This window comes from Verrucomicrobium sp. BvORR034 (assembly GCF_000739635.1).
Classification (GTDB): Bacteria; Verrucomicrobiota; Verrucomicrobiia; order Verrucomicrobiales; family Verrucomicrobiaceae; genus Verrucomicrobium.
Window position 1 is genome coordinate 19,297 of the sequence record NZ_BATQ01000180.1, and the last position, 19,708, is coordinate 39,004.

Consider the following 19,708-nt stretch of genomic DNA (forward strand, 5'->3'; position numbering starts at 1 on the left):
GAGCACCTCAAGGAACAATGAAAATCTGACCATTCCGCGGATCTTTGACCTTCTGTCCGGAGGGGTAACCCCGCACGTCGATCATGTTCTTCGAGGTCTGCTCCGTGCCTGGGAGGTACACCAGGCCCGGGGAACCTGGAACGGGGGTTGCGATCGCCGGGGCAGGAGCGGGAACAGGAGCAGAAGCAGGAGTCGGATTCGCACTACCCTTTGCCGGGGTGGGTGCCGCTCCAGGACCCTGGGCCACATGCTTTGGATCTGCTCCTCCAGCCGACGCGGGCATCTCTTGAAGCTTTGGTTTGGGAGCCGTGTTATCAACGGCCACCGCGGGCTCAGCAGGCTTTGACCGGGGTGCCTTTTCGGCGGGCTTTGCTTCAACTCGATCTTCCGTTCGATCAACGGCGGGCGCTGGGCGGGATGAAGCGATGGTGGGCCGGGGCAACGCTTTCAGATTCATTTTGCGCTCGGACATGGCGACGATTTTGAGTCCGTCGCCGATCCGCTGCACCTGCATCGTATTCTGGGTGGCCCCGGTGGCCCGACGGTCTCCATTGTTCACCTCATAGCGAATGATGAATCTCAGCGTCACTGCATCGTCCTCCTGGGCAACAATCTCAGGCTCCTCCAGCAGCTCAAAGGTTCGCTGCGGCCAGAGTTTGTAGTACCGACGCTGATCTGCCGCCACAAAGCTCTGATCCACCGTGCCGCTGTCGAAGTAGCGCACGCGGGGCGCATAGTGGCGGACCTCTTCATCGGGAGTGGGATTTTGTGCAGCACTCAGATAGCCCCGCACAAAGCGAAGCGCATCCTCACGGGGTATCTCTGCTTGAACCGGTGACGTGGAGAGGCAAACAAGCAGCGCCACCCCGGCCGCAGTGAGGGAGGAATGAAATCGGCGGGTAAAAAAATGCAGGATGTTCATAGGACCGGGTGCAAATGCGGAAAACGAAGCGCGGGGCATGGAAGAAGCAGGGAACGACTTGGAACGAGAAAAGTGACGGTGTCATTCCCCACCTGGGTTCGCTACCGACCGGCTTCTCGGCCCTCATTGAAACCTGGCGGCAACGGAAAGGAGTCTCAGCGGCGTGACAAAGAAGGGCCCCTCCATGTCCGACGGCTCGCGGTCCCCCTGGCCTTTGTCTGTGCGCCAGCTCAAGTCTGGCGTCTTGTGTCTTCAAGTCTGGTGTCTCCCGCGCAGCGGGCCGCGGCGTTTGATCTTGTTTTCAAGGGCTTTCAGGGCGGCCTCATCCTGTTCATCAGCTTCTTTGGCCTCCTGCTTTTTGCGCTGATGGTCAAACTCCAGATAAAGCTGCGAGGTTCGTTCCTCCATCTGCTCGTGACTGATGGCTCCCGGGTGGATGAGCAAGGGGAAGCCGTTGGAGGAGATGATCTGCTCCACGTTCTGTTTCCAAAAACTCATCCGGGTCTCCTGCTTGCTCTTGGCACGTAGTTCAGCCGTTTCCAGGAAGATCACGACCAGCCGGTTCAGGGTGTCGATCTCGTCCTCGGTCAGGTAGTTCTTGGCGGTGAGGATGTCCGTCTTCCGTACCTTGGCCCCCTTCCAGTGCAATAGGCCAAAGTTCGGGTCATTGCAGTCGGCCCGCGCCGTGACGATCTCGGCGGCCGTCCTGTTGGTTACGGCGTGGAGCAGCAGATTCTGCACCGTGGAGAAGAAGACCTGCGTGGCCTGGTCCGTCTTGTCGTAGTCGCTGCTCAGCGCAAAGAGGTCGCGTACCTTCTGGTAGAAGCGCTTCTCTGAGGCTCGGATGTCGCGGATGCGCTCCAGCATCTCGTCGAAGTAGTCCGGGCGACCGTCCGGATTCTTCAGCCGCTCATCGTCCATCACGAAGCCCTTGATGAGGTATTCCTTCAGGATGGTGGAGGCCCAGCGGCGAAACTGCACGCCGCGCGGCGAGCGCACCCGGTAGCCCACGGCCAGAATGGCGTCCAGATTGTAGAGCGTGACGGGACGCTGCACCTCGCGGCTGCCCTCGATTTGAACTGTCAAGGAATCCTTGACAGTTGCCGCTGGGTCCAGCTCGCCCTCCTCGAAGATGTTTTTCAGATGCAGGGAGATGTTCTGCTTCGTGGCGTCAAAGAGTTCCGCCATCTCCAGCTGAGTGAGCCAGACCGTCTGTTCATCCGCCCTCAGCCTGATTTGGCTTCGCCCGTCATCGGTCGTGTAGAGAATCAAGTCGCTCATGGGGTCGTCGGTGCTGCGGGGACTTCAGCGGGTGTCGTTATGACGGCGAATGTGAGTACCGCTGCATGTCCTGGTGGGCAAGTGCAGAGGGAGCCGATCAAGCGAGATCCACTTGCTGCCTCTGCTCCCCGATTGACCGCCCACCCTCCGGTACCCCTGCCGATTGCCAATCGGCAGCACAGCAGATTAACAATCTGCGCTCCCCAGCTTCTGTATCCAACCCGCCGCGAGCGGCATCTCAACCAGCGCCAGCGTCTCAACCAGGCGCAGCCGTCTCAACCAGCGCAGCGTCTCAACAGCCCGCTTGCGGGCCCCTCAACCAGCAGCCGCCCCGGCGGCTGCGTCTAAACGGCCCGCTTGCGGGCCCTCACCCACCGCGTCGGGTCCTCCCGGCTGCCGCCGCCGTACACCTCCACCAGCGGTCCCAGCTCGGACAGGAGCTGCTTCAGGGCCTGCTGGCTCAGGTTACGATGAAACAACGCATTCAGCCCGCTCAGGCTCATGGGTCCGTCTTTAAGCGCGGCCAGCACGCGGGCGGCGCGGGGATTGATCTCCTCTGCGGTGAAGATGAACATCGCACTGGCCTCGCAGTAGTCCCACAGCGCCAGTGCGGCCGTGAGGTGGTCGTACGCGATCGTTGAGGCCCCATCCATCAGCGCATAGAGCAGCGCCAGGCGCATGACCTGCGCCTCCGAGCGCGAGAGCACCTCGCCCGCGCGACCTGCAGGAGGCTCGCTGAGTCGCCCGTAAATCTCCCGCCAGAGCTGCCGTGCATTCTCATCCCGCCGCAGTTCGTTGCGCGCCCGCGCGGTCCGGATGGCCCGGCGCAGCTCCTGCAGGTGAGCGGTCGTGTCTGGCACCGAGCCGCCCTCCGGCAGGAGCTTGGACCGGTCCGCATGCACCCAGAGGCAGCGGTTGGCGAGCCCGTTGCTCACCTCCACCCCCGCCAGCAGGCGATGCAGCTCCGCCAGCGTGATGTGGCCGATCATCGAGATGTGCGCGTCATCCACCTCCACGCTGTCCTTCCGCCGCAGCACGGCAATGCGCTGCCCGTCCCAGGCCTGCCGCAAGAGGGCAGAGACGGTGCTCCCCTCCCGCCGTATCACCTGCAACACCTGGGCAAACTCCCCCTCCAGCAGCAGCAGACGCCGGTCCCCACCCGGCTCGAACACCTGGGCGATCCCCTCCCCGGAGACCACGCCGGATTTCACCCGCTTCGCCAGCCAGTCCGCATCCAGATCCTGCAAGACATGCCGCACCTGCTGCCAGGACGTGCCCTTGCGCGCCTTCGCCGTGCGACCCGTGACGATCGCAAACAGATTCCCCCGATGCTTCGCGCTATCCGCCACGAAATACGGCGAGGGACCGATGAGATTACCCACCCCCGCGAGCAGTTGCACCAGCAACGCCGCCGGGTCCGCCTCCGTACACGGCAGGATGGTGCGCACCAGATCCCCCAGCGGACCATGCAGGGCCGTCTCCGGGAATTCCGGGCCGGAACGCGCCGTCGGCTGGGACCCATCAGAAGCGGCTTCCTCTGCGGTGGCGCCGATGACCTCTGCCCCTGCCGCAACCGCAGCCACCGCCCCCTGGGGCGAGCCCTCACGCTTCCCCTTCATCGCTGGCCAGGAGGCCGGAGTTCCCGCAAACAACACCTCCTTCTCCGAACCCGCGCCCGGCTCCGCCACCACCCCACACGATGCGTCGATTTCGTTCTTTTCGTGCATTTCGTACTTCGTTTGCACTCCCCCAGCCCCCAAGCCCGGCCCCAGCTCCGCCACCACCCCACGCGATGCGTCGATTTCGTTCTTTTCGTGCATTTCGTACTTCGTTCGCACTTCTCCAGCCGCCACCCCCGGCCCCGGCTCCGCCGCCTCCCCATGCGATGCGTCGATTTCGTTCTTTTCGTGCATTTCGTACTTCGTTCGCACTCCTCCAGCCGCCAACCCCGGCCCCGCCGCCACCTGCCCCTGTCCCAGTTCTTCCTGCCCTGCTGTCTCGTGTCGTAGTTTCATGTGTTTGAGTCGATTCATCTTCCATTCGTCCCCAGCAGGTTGTTTCACCCAACCCGCATTCCTAATTCCTAATTCCTAATTTCCCCAAAGAACGCCCCATGCCGCTCCGCGTCCCCCACCACCTCCCCCAGGTCCTTGCACTGGGGTGGCGGCATCAGCACATCCACCCTGGCCCCGGCGGCCTGAAGCTCGCCCCACCACACGCCGCAGGCATGCAGCCCGGCGGGATCGCGATCGGGAACGATGCGCACCAGCCGCCCCTTCAGGCTGGCCAGCAGTTCAGGGTCGCGGGCAAAGCGGGAGCTGGCGCTGGTCGCCGCCAGGGGGCTCCAGCCCAGGCCTGACACCGCAAGCTCCAGGGCGGCCACCGCCTCCAGCAGCCCCGCCGCGCCCTCCACCAGCAGCACGTGGGTGTCGTTTCCCATCACCCACCGGTGCCCCAGAAACGCCCCCTGGCAGCCGGGGAGGTTGTAGCTCTTGCACCGGGAGCCGTCGATCCGCTCGATCGGTTGACCATCGAACCGCCGCAGCTGCACAAAGCTGCCATCCCCAATGGCAAAGCAGTCCGCCCCGCCGTAGCGGACCCCTTTGAGGAACCCGCCCCGGGCGCAATCCGCCACCGCCCGCTCCGGCAGCCTCCGCAGCCGCGCCACCGTACGGATGCCCGCCGGGCGCAGCGGCAGGAAGGCAGGCCAGGTGGCACGCAGCCTGGCCCTCCTCTCCTCCGGCTCCTCCTCACCCCGCCGGGGTTCGTTTTCATATTTCCTCGAACCCCGCCATAGGGCTTCCTTCCCTTCCACCTCCCTCTCCTCCTTCTCCTCCCTGCTCTCTCCTCTCTCTCCAGGAGAGACGAAAGGCTGGCCCTTTCTCTGGCCAGCGTCTGTGTGTCCAGCGCGACGGGGGCGATAACGATGAGGCTCCCACTCGCGTTCCTGGTAGAGCAAGTGACCGCGCTCGCGATTCGGGTGCGGCGTGGTGCTGGCGCTGCGCAGCTTGTGGCGCAGATCACGCTCCGTCCACGGCGGCTGGCAGCCCTGGTTCCACTGCAGCAGCAGCGGCAGGGACTCCTCCGGATCCAGATCAAAGCCCCACACCAGCGCCGAGGCCGCCTTGAACGTCGTGGCATGCCCGCTCTGGCCCGACACCGCCACCGGCATCTTGCTCAAGTACAACGCCGCGCGATCCAGCGCCGACATCCGCCTGTCCCTGTCCATCGCCCTGTCGGCGGCCCATTCCCCTTCCCCATCCTGTCTGTGCATGCGCAGGACAGTGCGCCAATCTCCCCATCCCGTCCTCCCCCGCCCTTTGTGCTGTTGCCGGGGTAATTAGATTGGAGAAACAAGTTGAATCGTTTGTTGGAAATCGGACGGGGTGCTACCCGGGAATCAGTGCGTCAGTCCGTCAGTAGGCAGTGCGTCAAGGTGTTGAAACCGAAGCTGTACGGAGTACAGGCTTCAGCCTGCGCGGGCCACAGAAGACACCCAAACCAAGCGGTCAAACTTCAGTTTGCCTCAGGCCGTCCATCACCGCGCGGGCAAACTGAAGTTTGTACTACGAACAGAGCCCCGCCAGCCACATCAGCAGCCCTCCTTTGTGCCTTCGTGCCTTTGTGTGAGCATAGAGAAGCTCTGCTCAGGGTCTTGCGTCTTGTGTCTACCTGCTTCGCTGGGCTTGCTTTGTTGACTCGCACAGGCTGAGGCCTGAACTCCCTACTGGCGCGGGCCCAACGCCTTGACGCACTGCCCACTGACCTACTGACGCACTGGTTTGCCCGCGAAGCGGGCCCTCCCGTTCCTCCACGCCGTCAGAAACGCGGGGAACCCCACCGGCACCTGCCCAAGGAGCTTCGCCGCCTGGGTGAAGCGATGGTAGGCCGTCTCACCATTGGCTGGACATTCCCAGAACCGCAGGGGCAGCCACAGGCGGAGCAGCCAGTCTGACGTGCTGCGCTGGTAGCGCTCGGGCTTGCGCAGGGCCTGCTCCAGCTCCCGCCCCAGATCGATCGCGAACTGCACCCGCCCGGCCTCATGCCGCGCCTGGATGTCGCTCGCATAGTAGGCCAGCGCGTTCTTCGGTGGGAACCCATCGCGCAACCGCTCCCGCACCCGGTGCAGCAACCGTTTGTCCATCGCCTTCTCTGCATCCCCCTCCCGCGCCGCCGCCCGGGCAGAGCGCCCCACCTGCGAGACCACCTGGCACTCGCGGAGGGTCAGCCGATGCACATGCAGCACCAGCCCCGTCAGCGACTGTGAAGAAGCCGCCGCCGAAGCCGCATCCTCGGCCTCAGCAGCTGCATCAGGCGGGCACCAGCAATACCCCGCCACGTACCGCGGCCAGGGCTCCCGTCCTCTTTCACCTTCTCCGCGCGCCAGCCGCTCCTGCACCAGCCCATCCAGCATCTCGCAATCCGCCAGCCCCTGCTGCAGCCGCGCCCGCGCCACCGCCAGCACCCACGGGGCCGAGAGCCCAAGCTCCCTGCTCCGCCCCTTCTCCTCCTCCCGGCAGAGCCGCCGCAGCCCCCACACCACCTGCGCCATCCGCCCCCTCACCTCCCGCATCTCTCGCGGGCTCTCCCTCGCGCCGTCGGCGTCTCCCATCCCTTCCCCCACCCCCCAAGGCCAAGGCAAGATCCACGCCCCGCTCTCCGACCAGATCCGGGCCGTAGCAGGCAGAGATGAAGATAGCGATGAAGCTGGCGACGAGGATCCCATAAGCCCAAAAACGATCCCCTAACCAGCCCCAGCCCACTCCTAAAGCCAAGTAAAACCGCCCTTTCCAAGCCATGAACTTCGTACCCCCTGCCCCCTGGTACCCAATTCCCCCTGGGTCTCCTCCCACGCGCCAGCTCTAGTCTGAAGTCTGAAGTCTGAAGTCTGGTGTCTGGCAGTCTGACGTCTCCTGCAAAGCAGGCGCAGCTCAAGTCTGGTGTCTTGTGTCTTCTAGTCTGGCGTCTCCCGCGCAGCGGGCTCTGCCAAGCAAAACCGCCCTTTTGCCCCCTCCAAAACCCCGAAAGTCATAAGCCCCTCATCCTCAACACTGGTGAATTTTCCGTACGAAGTACGAAAAGAACGAAATGCACGAAATCGAGGCTTGGCGGCAGACTGACCCGCTGCGCGGGAGACAGAAGACTGCCAGAAACCAGACGCCAGACTTGAGCTCTCGCAAAGGAGCACACGCCCGCCGGAGCGATCATTGAGGAGCGCACGCATCCTGCGTGCTGTTCGCGGCATCTTGCCGCGAACGTCGTTCGATTTGTCCCCTGACCCCAATTCCTCCAGGGTCTCAAGACATCAGCAGGGCGGTTTGAGGAACTTGAGACTGCAAAAGCGTCCGCGCCAGGGTTGGAGTACCGTCCCGCATGCGGGACGGAATCACCCAACAGACGTCCCACGACGCTGCCATCCGCTCCAACACCCAACCACCCCGGGCTGTAGGGCGAGCGCTCCTCTTGCCACGCCAACCCCTGCCCCATCCCCCCAGCTCCTGTCTGAAGTCACGCGTCACCCGCTCCATCGCTACCAGAAGCGGATTCCATCTCAATTCAGGACGCAGTGCGTCAAAAAAGAGAGCTCAGTCATAACCCCCTCATCCTCAACACTGGTGAATTTTCCGTACGAAGTACGAAAAGAACGAAATGCACGAAATCAACGCATCTCCAGCCTGGCCGTGCCGGACCGGTACAATCCTCCCGGCAGCGACTCCAGAAACTGGGCTGCGTTCTGCGGATGATTCAGCCGCTGGGAGGCCCTGTACACCCTCGCCTCCTCTTCATGCCCTTTCTGCTCCACGACGAGGACCGAGTCTCTATCCGGCCCCTCCGGATGAGCTCCGCAATCTTGAAACCTGAGCAGTACAGGTACTGGCGATTCTTCTCGTACTGCCCTCCGATCTTCTCCCCCAGCCACCCGCCATAACAGTTCCTCCATGTCCGGCGCCACCTTGGGATCTGTTGCCGATGCCTTCAGCACGGAGACCTCTGTTAGGTCCAGGCGCTTCTCCCTGGTCTGCCAATAGGCGAGCCCAGCGAGCAGGAGTGCTGCCGCGACGGCTCCCACGCAGGCCCATCGAAGTGTCTTCGTTGTTTTCGTCATCGGTGTGTTTCCTAATGCCTCCCCCAAGAGTGTGCCCGCCGAGGAATTCGCCGATCCTCTGTCATTGAACAGCAACTGCACCGCCCCATCCAGGATTCAAATCCCCCTGGCCGAGATTCGAATCGACGCGCCAGGGAACAGTTGGCGAGCTTTCCTCGGGCTCAGGCGAACTCTGTTGAGCAGCAGCCCGGCATCCAACCAACTCTCGACAAACGGATCAACCAGTCCCGGCGGTAGCAACATCACGTTGTAGAGGATGGCACCACGGTCCACTCCCACCGACCACCCCTCCGCCACTAGTTTCCTGGCCGCTTCGACCTCAACCAACCGCTCCTCAATTAGAAAATCGGAGTGCCTCAGCACCCCGCTCCTCACGACGTAGATGATGACGCAGCAAAGCACTCCGCAGAAGAATCCTGAGAGGTAGAGACCAAGATGGAAGACGCTGGTCATGAGGCGAGCTGCATCACTAAGCCACACATACAACAAATTCCTCCGACTAGCCGAGCACGTATTGTTTGCTTGTGCTTAGTAACTCCAATAAAGAAACCCTTAGGGATCGATACCTTCCTAGAAATAGATCGTATCCCACACAACACCAGTTCCCTTTATCAATCTTACTCCAACACTGCTCCGCCCATTCCATAAGCTGATGTTCAGCATCCTCCAACCCACTGCCTCGAATGAGCCAAGGCAGCGTAATCCATTCATCAGTGGATTCGGTACGCGTAAGCTCTTCAATCAACAGTCTCGTCAATCTAACGTCCTGAAAGCAACGACGCAAGATGAACCAACGCACGTCGCTGTGAAAGTATCTTCTGCTTGCTTCACTTTGTAGCTTTAGCCACTGTCGCAACCAGATAACAAACTCCTCTGGCTCAGAATACATTGCCACCAGAAGCTCATATCTTTCGGCCCCGTCGTCTGGACTATTTTTGACCTCGCTCCACAACTTCTTTAGAACATCTGAAGTCGGCCATCCTCGAGCAAGTGTTACCATCGCAGTGTGCGCCCCCCACTCTCCGCCTATGACGAAAGTTTCCAACTCCTTTTGAATGCTCGCATTGATTGCCCCATATTTTGCCAGCACGCGACTCGCTTCGTGCGCATCAAGAGAATTCTCCGATGAACTGCCCTCTCGAAGCCCCATCGCCTTGAAACAGGCCTCAATCCATCCCGGCGTTTGCTCCTCCGCCATACAGGTTAAATCCCCCCCCTCTTGAGAGCATTCTCGCTGCGCGCATTAATTTCCGAGACTAGGTCTTTTTTTCCTAAGTCGCGCGCAACTCTTCGCAACCCTTCAAGGTCGTCCTCGTCTCCAAACCAAGTCCATAGCCTATCTCCGAATCTAGCGGCCAAACGCTGCCAGTTCATCACCATATACTGCACCAATTCGGGACGCTCATCGGATTGGTAAGGGGAAATGTGCATTCCGCGACCGATGCGCCTATTCCAAACCTGATCCAGTTTGTCAATATCTCCAAGTGCCATAAGCCCTGCAATACCCGCCTTGTTCCGCTCGTCCATCTCAGGCCCCAGCACCACCGCTTCTTCTTCAAAGTAGTCTGCAAGTTGTCCGAGTTCCTTGGATCCAGCAATCATTGCCTCGGCAATTGCTATTGCACCGACCACCTTTGGGTTCTCTGATGACTCACCTTTGAATGCTTCCGCTACCCGGCGAAAATTGGGATCAAAAATTGCTCTTTGACGACACTGGTGCGCAATTTGCAGCCGCAGCACGTCAGGAAGACATCGACTCAGTCCCAGCGCCCGGTCCATAAGCATAGGATCATCCTTACAAGAGTGCATGATCGCACTCCACGGACAATCTACGCGATCCACGATCTCTTTGGCCGAGTCCCTAACTCTTGGATGATCTCCGAAGTGTCTAATAAGGCTACCTAACATGTATCGCGCGTTGACCGCGTTGTTTTCGCTTCCAATCCAACCGAATGCTGCATCAACAACCTCATCGTCGAACTCCTTCATCCGCATGGTCGCTAAAGCATCCAAAATGGCTTTCCCAATTGGAAACCGTTCCAACCCGATCTGGTTCTTCAAGGCATCGATTAACTTTTGCCTCCCGCAGGCCTTGTCGCCTTCAGTGGTAGCCATGACAATGGCAAATACTCGCATCAATGACTCATCTTCCGCTATTTTTCCTAACACTGTGGCCACAATCCCATCAGTCTCACCCCAGACGCAGAGGAGAGTTCTGGCGGCATCTGCCGCCCTTGAGTCTTTTGACGTTACCCAGCTTGCAAGAACTTGCTTCGACGCCTCTGTTTTTAACAATCCCGCTGCTAAAGCACATGTCCTACTGTGGTGTTCCAGATTGCGATTCAAGTAGGCTTGGCATGCCTGTGCCAAACTTGGATGACCTGAAAAACCGCGAAGGAATTCATCAGTTTTCACCGAATGGTCGAACTCAGGGTAGCCCCTACCAAATTCAAGCGCTAGAGCACTCGCCACGTCGTCATCCCCCGGGAAACCTTTGATTGCGATTCTAATCGCTACACTTCTTCGAAACGCTTTTTCCGGATTGCGAGAGATCGCAAGGCTATCTATAACTTTCTGTTTCAATTCAGCGTCCAGCGCCCATCCTTTCACAGCAGCTTCTACAATCACGTCATCCAGATAATATGTATCGCTATTCTCTAAAAGCTGACGTTTCGCATGTAAGTCATGCAATTCTGCATTCACCATTCCGAGCACCGAAGGTAGAATAATTTCCGGCATCCGAGATTCCACTCCGGTTCGGAACACTTCGACAGCCTCTTTGTGGCTGCTCCACCCATATGCCAAGCATAGGATTTTAGCTCCCAGCACTTCAGTGGATGAAGGTTCTGCCAATTGTTCAACAATCTTTTGCCTCCATTTCACACAGCCTTCGCAGTGACGTGCAAATAGTCTAGCTGCGCTAATCCGAATGAAGATAGACTCGTGATTCACAAATCGCCAAAGTGCCTCATCAACGCCGTCGCCATCTGACCACTCGGCCAGTTCGTCATAGATGTAAATGTCTGATGGCTTTGGCACCCAGTGGCGCATGCGCTCCAAAAGCAAGTTGTAGGCAATTGTCCCCGACTGGGCAGACAAAGCCCTGCTTAGAAGAGATTCTCGAAGAGGCATCCATGTGCCCGATTCGATTTCGTCCAAAACGGATTCGACAATCTCCTTTTTCAAAGCTGGAGACATTTTTACTTGGGAAAACACCACCTCAGCGGTGAGCACCTTTGAATAGAACTCATCTCGCCATTTGGTTTTTGGATGCTTCAAAGCTCGCACCATTTGGTCCGTTTCAGTGACCCGCACGTTTCTCTGTATGAGAAAAAGCAACACCTGATGCCAAACAGGGTTGCTTGCATGTGTCGAACAATGCTGAATTTGCACCTCTATCGGAAGGCCTGAAAGGTACTCCGCCGAAAGCAACTCTTGAAATATTCTATGCACAAACTGCACATCTCCTCCTGGAGAAGCTTCAGCAAGCACCCCGATTATCTGGTCTGATATCGGAAGCATCTTTCGGGCTTGTTCCCGGGCATCATGAAGGGACATTCCTTCGACCAATTGAAAATATTCTGAGAAACACTTTTCCGCCTGCGTCCGCTCCAGAGAGAATCCATCCTGAGAAGAATGAATAGTCCACGCAAGACAGGCTAGAGCGCCTCGGCGTACAGGAGAAGAGATTGCATTGAATGCCGAGTTAGGCGCAGAAATCGCCACCCTCTTGCTGGGATGATTATCCAGAAGTTCTTTAAGGAGATCTTCGCAAGCAGACAATCGTGAGCCCGGAAGTATTTGATTCCGCACCCAGAGGGACATTATCCCAATCAACATCAATGGAATGCCTGATATTTCTCCTAAGGAACGCTCAGACCGAAGCTGATGACTGAACTTTTCAGCTTCAATCTCAATTGCATGATGACTAACCTCTTGACGAATCAATCGGAGGATCTTGATCGCAAGCTCGCTTTGTTGATCTACCGAAAGTGAGCGCAAGCTCCCCTGTCTCCAGACACCCGACAGGCCGTCCAACCTTTGATAGCCCAAAGGTCTAGCCGTGACAAAGCAACTGGTCGGATGTTGACTCAGGAAACCCTGCAGCGCCAATAGTGCTTCTCTAGCCCGATCAGCATCGGACCACTCATCCAACCCATCAATCAGAAGCAACAATCGCTCATCAGCTATGGCCTGCCTGAAGAGTTGCTCAAGTTCACTATCGCCACCGTACTTTCTCAACCAAGCAACTCCAGCATTTGCAAGTGAGTCTCCCGCAGATATACGAGCGCTTACAAATGCGAATGGCAGCCAAACAGGAAGACGATCTCCGAATTGCCTGGCGATTGCGCGCAACTGTGGCCGCTCAGAGAGGAGATCAAGGGCAACAATGCGCAAGAGCGAGCTTTTCCCAGACCCTGGATCACCAAGAATTACTCCTCGATTGGTGCTGGCGATAAATGACTCTGCGTCCATTTCTACCAGCCCTTCGGAAGCAACTGTCTGCCTTGTAGCGAGTAGGTCAGATTTGCTTTCCTCCGAACTATCTTTCCAATCTTTATTTTCTCTGTTAGAGCCTCGCCCAGACTCTCCCATAGAGTGAACACGACACGCTATGGTTGGCATAACCCATCGCTCAGCCAACGGAAGCACCGCCGAGTGATCAATCGAGTTCGCAAGAGATCTTGTGAGAATTGAATCCGCTTGTTCAAACACCCCTGTGTAGAGCTTAAGTAGCTGAGATCGAAATCGAGAGACCTCAGATGGATCCAAACTAGACCTGAGTTTTTCAGCGACCTCCTTGCCGCAACACGCCTCAACCCAGTGTCGCCCAAAGAAACTACAGACTATTTCAGGATGATTGACCAACAATGTAGTCAACTGAACACACCCCTTCAATTCGAACTCTATCCCATGCTTACGAAGAGCATCGGCAGCCGCAATTTCTGCATCAGCCAGTTGCGTCGGCTCCGTTTTAGCTGACGTCACGATGACAAATCGATCGGTTCTCTCAACCAATCCCCCATCTAGAAATGCTCTTACTGCACCGTCAATGTCGGCAGGCCCAAATGACTTGTAACGCTTGCACTGCCACACTTCCATTTTTGATCTACCTGCAAACCTTGCATAGAGATCTATACCTTCCTGTTTTTGGCCCGGAACGCCATATTCTTGGCAGTGTATGGTGTCCGTTGATGCGGCGAGAAGCCTGACTGACAGCCTTTGTAGATTTTCGAATGACAGAGCACCTAACGGAAGTTCGTGAGCTTGCGGTGGCGCGACAGGTAAAGGGATGGAATCTAGCTGACCAGGGACATAAAGACATGTAGGCAGCGGGGATCCTGGCAGCAGCATGCCGAATTCATGCCCTTCCGATGGACAAGGGCAATCACATTTTTTTCGAAGACGCACTGGATGCCGAAGTCACACTTTACCAATGTAGTCTTGGAGCCACGGTGAACTATTGTTCGCGGGTCAAAGAAACCGATTCTTCAATGAGTTCGGTGCACTTGTGAAGGTGGAGGCGAGGGCGGGAATTGAACCCGCGCTTCGCCAAGGGGTGTTTAAGCACGTCATATATCGTTCATTTTCAACGAAACAAGATCACATTGAATCTAGTTGAACAAAGCTGATGTTGCCACTATGGTTGCCACTATTTATGGCATCCCTACGTAGAAAGGAACGCTCCCCATTCTGGTTCGCCTGCTTCATTCTCCCGGACGGTCGGAGGGTTCAGCGGTCCACCAAAGAGACCCGTCGCAAGGTCGCTCAGACAATGGCCGACGAGTGGGAGGTGCTGGCCAAACAGAAGGCCAAGGCCAAGCAGGCGCATCAAGTCATCTCTGACATTTACAAAAGCGCTCACGGGGAAGACCTCCCATCTTCGACCACCCGGACCTTCCTGGAGGGCTGGCTGGCCCGCCGGAAGGGGGAAGTGAAGCCCGCCAGCTACTCCAACTACAGTGCCCGGGTTCGCGATTTCTTGAGGTGGCTGGGGAAAGGAGGCGACGACGCCATCGGGCAACTGGCCCAAAGCTCGTTCGTCAAATACAGAGACGACGTGGCCCAGAGGCTCAGCGTCACCACGGCGAACCAAGCCGTCAAACTGTTGCGCTCCATGTTCGAAGACGCCCGCCGGGATGGGTACCTGCCCGAGAATCCCGTTCGGGATGTTCGTCCGCTCAAGTCGGCCGAAGAGCGAGTCAAAAGGAGGCCCTTTACCATTTCAGAGCTGCAAGCTGTCCTGTCAGTGGCAGATGACGAATGGCGTTCAATGGTGTTGTTCGGAATTTACACCGGCCAACGCATTGCGGACCTGGCTCGTCTTCGGTGGGCAAATCTGGATCTCCTTCAAGGGGAGATCCGTCTCCAGACTGCCAAAACCGGCAGGGTCGTCATCATCCCTTTGGCTGAGCCCCTTCAGCGGCATATTGCCTCACTCACGGCTGGCGAGGCGGACGCCTTCATCCACCCCCGAGCAGCCAGCCACGTAAAGGTCGCCACGGGTCAGGCTGCGGCCCTTTCGCGTCAGTTCGGCGACATTCTGGCCGCGGCAGGTTTGCGGCAGGTTACCAGCCACGAAGCTCAGAAACAGGGTCGATCCGGACGACATGAAATCGCCCCGCTGTCATTCCACTCCCTTCGCCACACCGCTACGAGCCTGATGAAGAACGCCGGCGTGTCGCCAGCCATCGTTCAAGACATCATCGGGCACGACTCGGCAGAGATCTCCGCCCACTACACCCACGTGGACAGTCCCTCCAAACGAAAAGCCCTCAGCAGCCTCCCAGACCTCAATCCATGAAGAAAAGTACCTCCCGGATGGTTGAGAAACCGCGACCACAGCTAGACACCGGGTACCCCGCTGTTGGCGAGCTCGCATTGCTAGCTGCCCAGTTGTTGGGTAAATCCGACGCTCTAGACGTGAATGCCGCTGCGGAGAAAGCGCTTTCCCTATGGCGGGCCTCAGCTATGGCCATCTACGCAGCCAAAGAAGCGGAGGTCAACTTTCCCGCTGTGGTCTACGAAGACTGGTACATCCAAGCGAAGAAGGCTGCAGACGACCGGTACATCTACCCGAGCACCGGCAAAACGTTGACCTTTAGGGAGGCGGCAAAGACCCTCTACGAAGAGGATGAGCCCAATTCCATGAAGCTGCTAGCAGCACTCGTCCGCAAGAATGGGCAAAAGGCCTCCCAACGGGTGACGGTCAACCAATTTCGATCGTGGGCAGTATGGCGGGAAGTCGAACGACTCGAAATCCAGGAAGCAACAAAGAGCAAATGGGGTCGGGAGATGGCTGCTAAACGAGAGGAAAAGAAAAAGACCAAGGTGAACAAAAATAAACTTTGACGACAAGAATCTCTCCCCCTCAACGCGCAAAGAACGGGAACAGACGACTCCAGCAACGGCTCCACAACGAAATATCGACTGCGTCCAACGACAACCCAACGGGAAGTCAGTTTGCTACCGTGGTTCGTGAACACGGTTCAAGACAACTCCAAACTCTCCACCGACGCCCTCCCAGAGTGGGCAAGGCCCACAGACATCACCCGTCTCTTTGGAATCAAGCGAGGTACGCTTTGGGCGCTCATGTCCTCAGGCGACATTCGCAGCGTGTCGCTACGGAAGAAGCATCAGCTCAAGGGCACACGTCTTGTGAATATGCAGTCCGTTCGCGACTTCATTGAGGCCCAGACGCCCGGCAATGAGAAGCGCAGCGAGGGACTTTGAGGCTTCTAGACACGAACACTGCAACTTCACCCATGAAGGCCTCACCTGCCACCTCGATTTCCCGGAGAGTGCCTCGCCCGAAGCGAGAGAAGCGCATCAACCACCTTACGCCCGCCATGGCCATGGAGCAGGGCAAAGGCTATGTGGTCCTGCCCAGTGACGCCGTCTCTTCTCTCGACCCTTTCTCCTACAAGCTGCTGGCCGTACTGCTGAACCGCAGCAGTGATTTCCAGTGGAACCGGGGGTATCTCCGCCGCGCGGCCAAAATTTCTGACTACCGAGTACGGGACGCCCTGCTGGCGCTCAAGGCAACAGGTTACGTAAAGACGGAGCACCGTACGACCGATGGCGGCACCAAGATGGCCGGGCAGAAGTGGTGGGTGACCGCCATCCCGTTCGTCTTTGCCAAAACAGCTGATTCCGAAGCCGTTTCCCGTGTTGTCGAAATCCGTCAAGACGGGGAGCATCACGACAAATGTATTGTATATCATAACGTAACCACACCCTTACCCTCTCCGTGCCGGAGAGGGGACCAGGAAAGCTTCTCACCGGGAGAAGAGTTGGAAACGATGCCGGAGGCAGCGGATCCGGTGGCCAGTACAACGGTACCGGATGACCGGGACGCTTTGACAGTGCTCCCGGTGGATCCCGATAACGCGATGGAGACTCAGACGCCGGACAACCTTTGCGGCATTTCCCCGGTCATCTTCAATTCAATTGATTCAGATAACATTGACACTGAATTCCTTACAGCCCCCTCGAATTCGGACGTTTCACCTGTCATTTCCCACTCGTTGCCAGAGTCTCTGCGCCCCTCCCGAAACTGGGGCGACGATACTCGTGCTGCGTTCCAGTGGGTCCTCAACTCCCAGTTCGCGGAGGAATTCCGCAAGATCCTCGGCAACGGATTTGCCTGGGACATGGCCTCGGCCAGGATGTTTTACCGTCGGTTCCGAGCTGGAACCATCCGCCCCGTCGACATCTACACGATGCAGGGGATGGGCCTTTCCCAGATCCGTGAAGTGTGTGCGGTGGCGGCGACTTCCCTCACGATGCTGTGCCGTCGCTGGGAGTCGATCATCAACCGCTTCGCTGCGGACGAGAACAAGATGTGGCAGTATCACCACGACCTGGTCATGCGGACGATGTCCCGTGTGCATGGTACAGGTCTTTGGGAGGAGGTGGGAACCCATCAAGCTGAAGGTACGGACCTTCCAGTGGAGCCGAACGTGTTCATGCTGCATGCGTTTGATGGTGCTGATCCGGAATGGACCTACCGCCAGCTGGAGCGCTGGCTCGATAATGATCCGGCTCGTTTGGCTGCGACGCTGTCGTGTGCGTGCCCTGCCCAGGCGGTGGTCCTCCTGGATCCGGCCTGCTCGCCGCCCGAGGTCATCCGCATGGCCCGCGGCATTGTTCTGCCAGACCTCATCAAGCTGTGCGCCTTGTCGGAAACCGTGGACCGCAACACCTTTCAGTCGCTGGCCGAAGTGGTCCAGCAAATTGAAGCCCTTTGATACTTTGGAATGATCGGGGGTTCGATCCCCTCCCTGCTCACTCCTATATTTCATGAGGCTCCGCGCATCTAAAGTCAAAACCTAGTCCGTGTTGCCCCCGAAATCATGGACTCAGCACAACCTTCATGCAGCCATCCTGCTTGTCCCGGAACATCTTGTAGGCATCCGGTGCCTTCTCCAGCGGCAGACGGTGAGTGATCACAAAGGAGGGGTCGATCTCCCCATTTTCAATGCGGGAGAGCAAGGGGCGGAGATAGCGCTGGACGTGAGTCTGTCCCATCTTGAACGTCAGCCCCTTGTTCACTGCGGCCCCGAAGGGGATTTTGTCCAGCAGCCCTACATAGACACCAGGGATGGAGATGGTGCCCGCCTTCCGACAGCATCGGATGGCCTGTCGAAGCACGTGAGGTCGGTCCGTGCCCAGCATGACTGCCGCTTTGGCCTTGTCGAGAATTGCATCGAAGCTGCCCGTACCATGCGCTTCGGTGCCCACGGCATCAACGCAGCGGTCCGGTCCCCGTCCGTCGGTCATGCTCATAAGACGTTCGTAAATGTCATCGTTGTCGAAATTGAGCGTTTCCGCCTTGCCGTGAGTCGCTGCCATCGCGAGTCGCTCAGGCACCCGGTCGATGGCAATCACGCGGCCCGCCCCCATGATCCAGCAACTCTGAATGACAAATTGACCGACTGGACCACAGCCCCAAACCGCAACGGTATCACCGGGCTCAATCTCTGCATTCTCCGCAGCCATGTAACCTGTGGGGAAGATGTCCGAGAGGAAGAGCACCTTGTCGTCCGGAAGGTCGGACTCAATCTTCACCGGCCCCACATCTGCATAGGGCACACGCAAGTACTCCGCCTGACCACCGGCAAAGCCCCCCAACATATGCGAATAGCCAAAGAGCCCCGCGGGAGATTGCCCCATTGCCTTGCGGGCGATTTCCGCATTGGGATTAGAGGTGTCGCAACAGGAGTAGAGGCCTTTGCTGCAGAAGAAGCAGCTCCCACAGGAGATGGTGAAAGGCACCACCACCCGATCGCCTGGACGAAGCTTCTTCACCGCGGCCCCCACCTCGACCACCACGCCCATGGGCTCATGCCCAAGGATGTCTCCAGCCTCCATGGTAGGCATGAAACCATCGAACAAATGCAGATCTGAACCGCAAATGGCCGTGGCTGTTATCTTAATGATCGCGTCAGTAGGATCGATAATTTTTGGGTCTGGAACTGAATCCACCCGTACATCCGACTTTCCATGCCAACAAAGTGCCTTCATATCCTCGTGATCGCCGACGCTTCTCCAAGCGGCCCGAATTCATTGCCCGCCCGATAGGCACCTCATCCGGATAACTTACGGTCCAAACTCGTCCACCCCACGATACTCACGACAGAGGAGAATAGTCTCCTGACATTCAATCCCCAATTCATATGGAGACCATTACGAGAAACATCGAGATAGGCCGATCCCTGCGCACCGTGTACAATCAGTGGACCCAGTTCGAAGACTTCCCCCACTTCATGGAGGGCGTGAAGTCGGTGCGGCAGATCAATGACAAGCTGTTGCAGTGGGAAGCGGAGATTGCCGGCAAGACCAAAATCTGGGAGGCAGAAATCTACGAACAAGTGCCGGATCAGGTAATTGCCTGGCGCAGCACCAGCGGTACGGAGAACAGCGGAGAAGTCAGGTTCGAGGCAGTAAATCCCGGGCGTACACGGGTGGCTCTGACTCTCAACTACGATCCCGAAGGTTTCGTTGAAAACCTCGGTGACTTCCTCGGGCTCGTCTCCGCAAGGATCTCCGGCGATCTGAAACGTTTCGAATCCTACATCGAGGGCAAAAGTCCGCCCCCAGAAGGCTGGCGGGGCGAGATCGACGACGGTCAGGTTCAATCGCAGACGTCGCCCACTGTGCACCCCTCCGGCCCCTAGCTGCGATAGGGATGGCTTTGCCCCTATTCGCGGCATTCAGGACTCCTCCGGGTGTCGGAGTAGGGCCGCTCGCACCACCTTATCCAACTCCCGTAGATCAAACGGCTTTCTCAAGTGCTTCGCAAAGCCGGCTGCAGAGGCGTCTGCTTCATCCTGTTTCGTCGCGGCAGCACTCATGGCCACAGCGTACACCGGAGCCTGTGCCTCAGCCATCTCTCT

At 58.1% G+C, this 19,708-nt stretch carries 15 protein-coding genes; 5 read left to right on the forward strand and 10 right to left on the reverse strand.

All coding sequences use genetic code 11. The annotated features are described in order from the left end of the window. Positions 1-7: 7 nt before the first annotated feature. The 9 genes from BV034_RS31830 to BV034_RS36620 form a co-directional block, all read right to left on the reverse strand. Positions 8-922: a hypothetical protein gene (locus tag BV034_RS31830; protein ID WP_050030975.1), complete on the reverse strand. Its 915-nt coding sequence runs from the start codon at positions 920-922 to the stop codon at positions 8-10. Positions 923-1,174: 252 nt separating this feature from the next. Further along, positions 1,175-2,203 (reverse strand): virulence RhuM family protein, encoded by a 1,029-nt coding sequence (locus BV034_RS31835; protein WP_050030976.1) that lies wholly within the window; start codon positions 2,201-2,203, stop codon positions 1,175-1,177. Between the two features lie 344 nt (positions 2,204-2,547). Continuing rightward, complete coding sequence (locus BV034_RS31840) at positions 2,548-4,218, reverse strand: DUF3987 domain-containing protein (protein WP_265593695.1); 1,671 nt, start codon at positions 4,216-4,218, stop codon at positions 2,548-2,550. Between the two features lie 68 nt (positions 4,219-4,286). Further along, positions 4,287-5,477, reverse strand: coding sequence for a hypothetical protein (locus BV034_RS36615; protein WP_050030978.1), 1,191 nt, complete (start codon positions 5,475-5,477; stop codon positions 4,287-4,289). A gap of 492 nt (positions 5,478-5,969) precedes the next feature. After that, positions 5,970-6,815: a hypothetical protein gene (locus tag BV034_RS31850; RefSeq protein ID WP_050030979.1), complete on the reverse strand. Its 846-nt coding sequence runs from the start codon at positions 6,813-6,815 to the stop codon at positions 5,970-5,972. 1,047 nt (positions 6,816-7,862) lie between these two features. After that, entirely contained in the window at positions 7,863-8,309 is a 447-nt protein-coding gene (locus BV034_RS31855; protein ID WP_265593696.1) for a hypothetical protein, read from the reverse strand. 96 nt (positions 8,310-8,405) lie between these two features. Then, complete coding sequence (locus tag BV034_RS31860; protein WP_050030981.1) at positions 8,406-8,762, reverse strand: hypothetical protein; 357 nt, start codon at positions 8,760-8,762, stop codon at positions 8,406-8,408. Between the two features lie 46 nt (positions 8,763-8,808). Beyond that, positions 8,809-9,507, reverse strand: a complete 699-nt coding sequence (locus BV034_RS31865) for a hypothetical protein (RefSeq protein ID WP_050030982.1) — start codon at positions 9,505-9,507, stop codon at positions 8,809-8,811. A gap of 5 nt (positions 9,508-9,512) precedes the next feature. Further along, positions 9,513-13,664: an NACHT domain-containing protein gene (locus BV034_RS36620; RefSeq protein ID WP_265593697.1), complete on the reverse strand. Its 4,152-nt coding sequence runs from the start codon at positions 13,662-13,664 to the stop codon at positions 9,513-9,515. Positions 13,665-13,968: 304 nt separating this feature from the next. Here BV034_RS36620 and BV034_RS31875 point away from each other — a divergent pair, with 304 nt between their 5' ends. The 4 genes from BV034_RS31875 (at position 13,969) to BV034_RS31890 (ending at position 17,560) form a co-directional block, all read left to right on the forward strand. Then, on the forward strand, positions 13,969-15,114 hold the full coding sequence (locus tag BV034_RS31875; RefSeq protein ID WP_265593698.1) for a site-specific integrase: 1,146 nt from the start codon (positions 13,969-13,971) through the stop codon (positions 15,112-15,114). Beyond that, positions 15,111-15,662, forward strand: coding sequence for a hypothetical protein (locus BV034_RS31880; RefSeq protein ID WP_050030985.1), 552 nt, complete (start codon positions 15,111-15,113; stop codon positions 15,660-15,662). The genes BV034_RS31875 and BV034_RS31880 overlap by 4 nt, the downstream gene beginning before the upstream one ends. A 126-nt stretch (positions 15,663-15,788) precedes the next feature. Further along, positions 15,789-16,043 (forward strand): hypothetical protein, encoded by a 255-nt coding sequence (locus BV034_RS31885; RefSeq protein ID WP_050030986.1) that lies wholly within the window; start codon positions 15,789-15,791, stop codon positions 16,041-16,043. Positions 16,044-16,075: 32 nt separating this feature from the next. Next, positions 16,076-17,560: a hypothetical protein gene (locus BV034_RS31890; protein ID WP_050030987.1), complete on the forward strand. Its 1,485-nt coding sequence runs from the start codon at positions 16,076-16,078 to the stop codon at positions 17,558-17,560. Between the two features lie 103 nt (positions 17,561-17,663). Here the strand turns inward: BV034_RS31890 and BV034_RS31895 are convergent, their stop codons facing one another. Continuing rightward, entirely contained in the window at positions 17,664-18,836 is a 1,173-nt protein-coding gene (locus BV034_RS31895) for a zinc-dependent alcohol dehydrogenase (protein WP_050030988.1), read from the reverse strand. A gap of 152 nt (positions 18,837-18,988) precedes the next feature. On the opposite strand from BV034_RS31895, the gene BV034_RS31900 reads away from it, so the two are divergent. Beyond that, the gene (locus tag BV034_RS31900) at positions 18,989-19,489 is read left to right on the forward strand and encodes an SRPBCC family protein (protein WP_050030989.1); all 501 of its coding nucleotides are present in this window, start codon (positions 18,989-18,991) and stop codon (positions 19,487-19,489) included. Positions 19,490-19,708 lie beyond the last annotated feature (219 nt).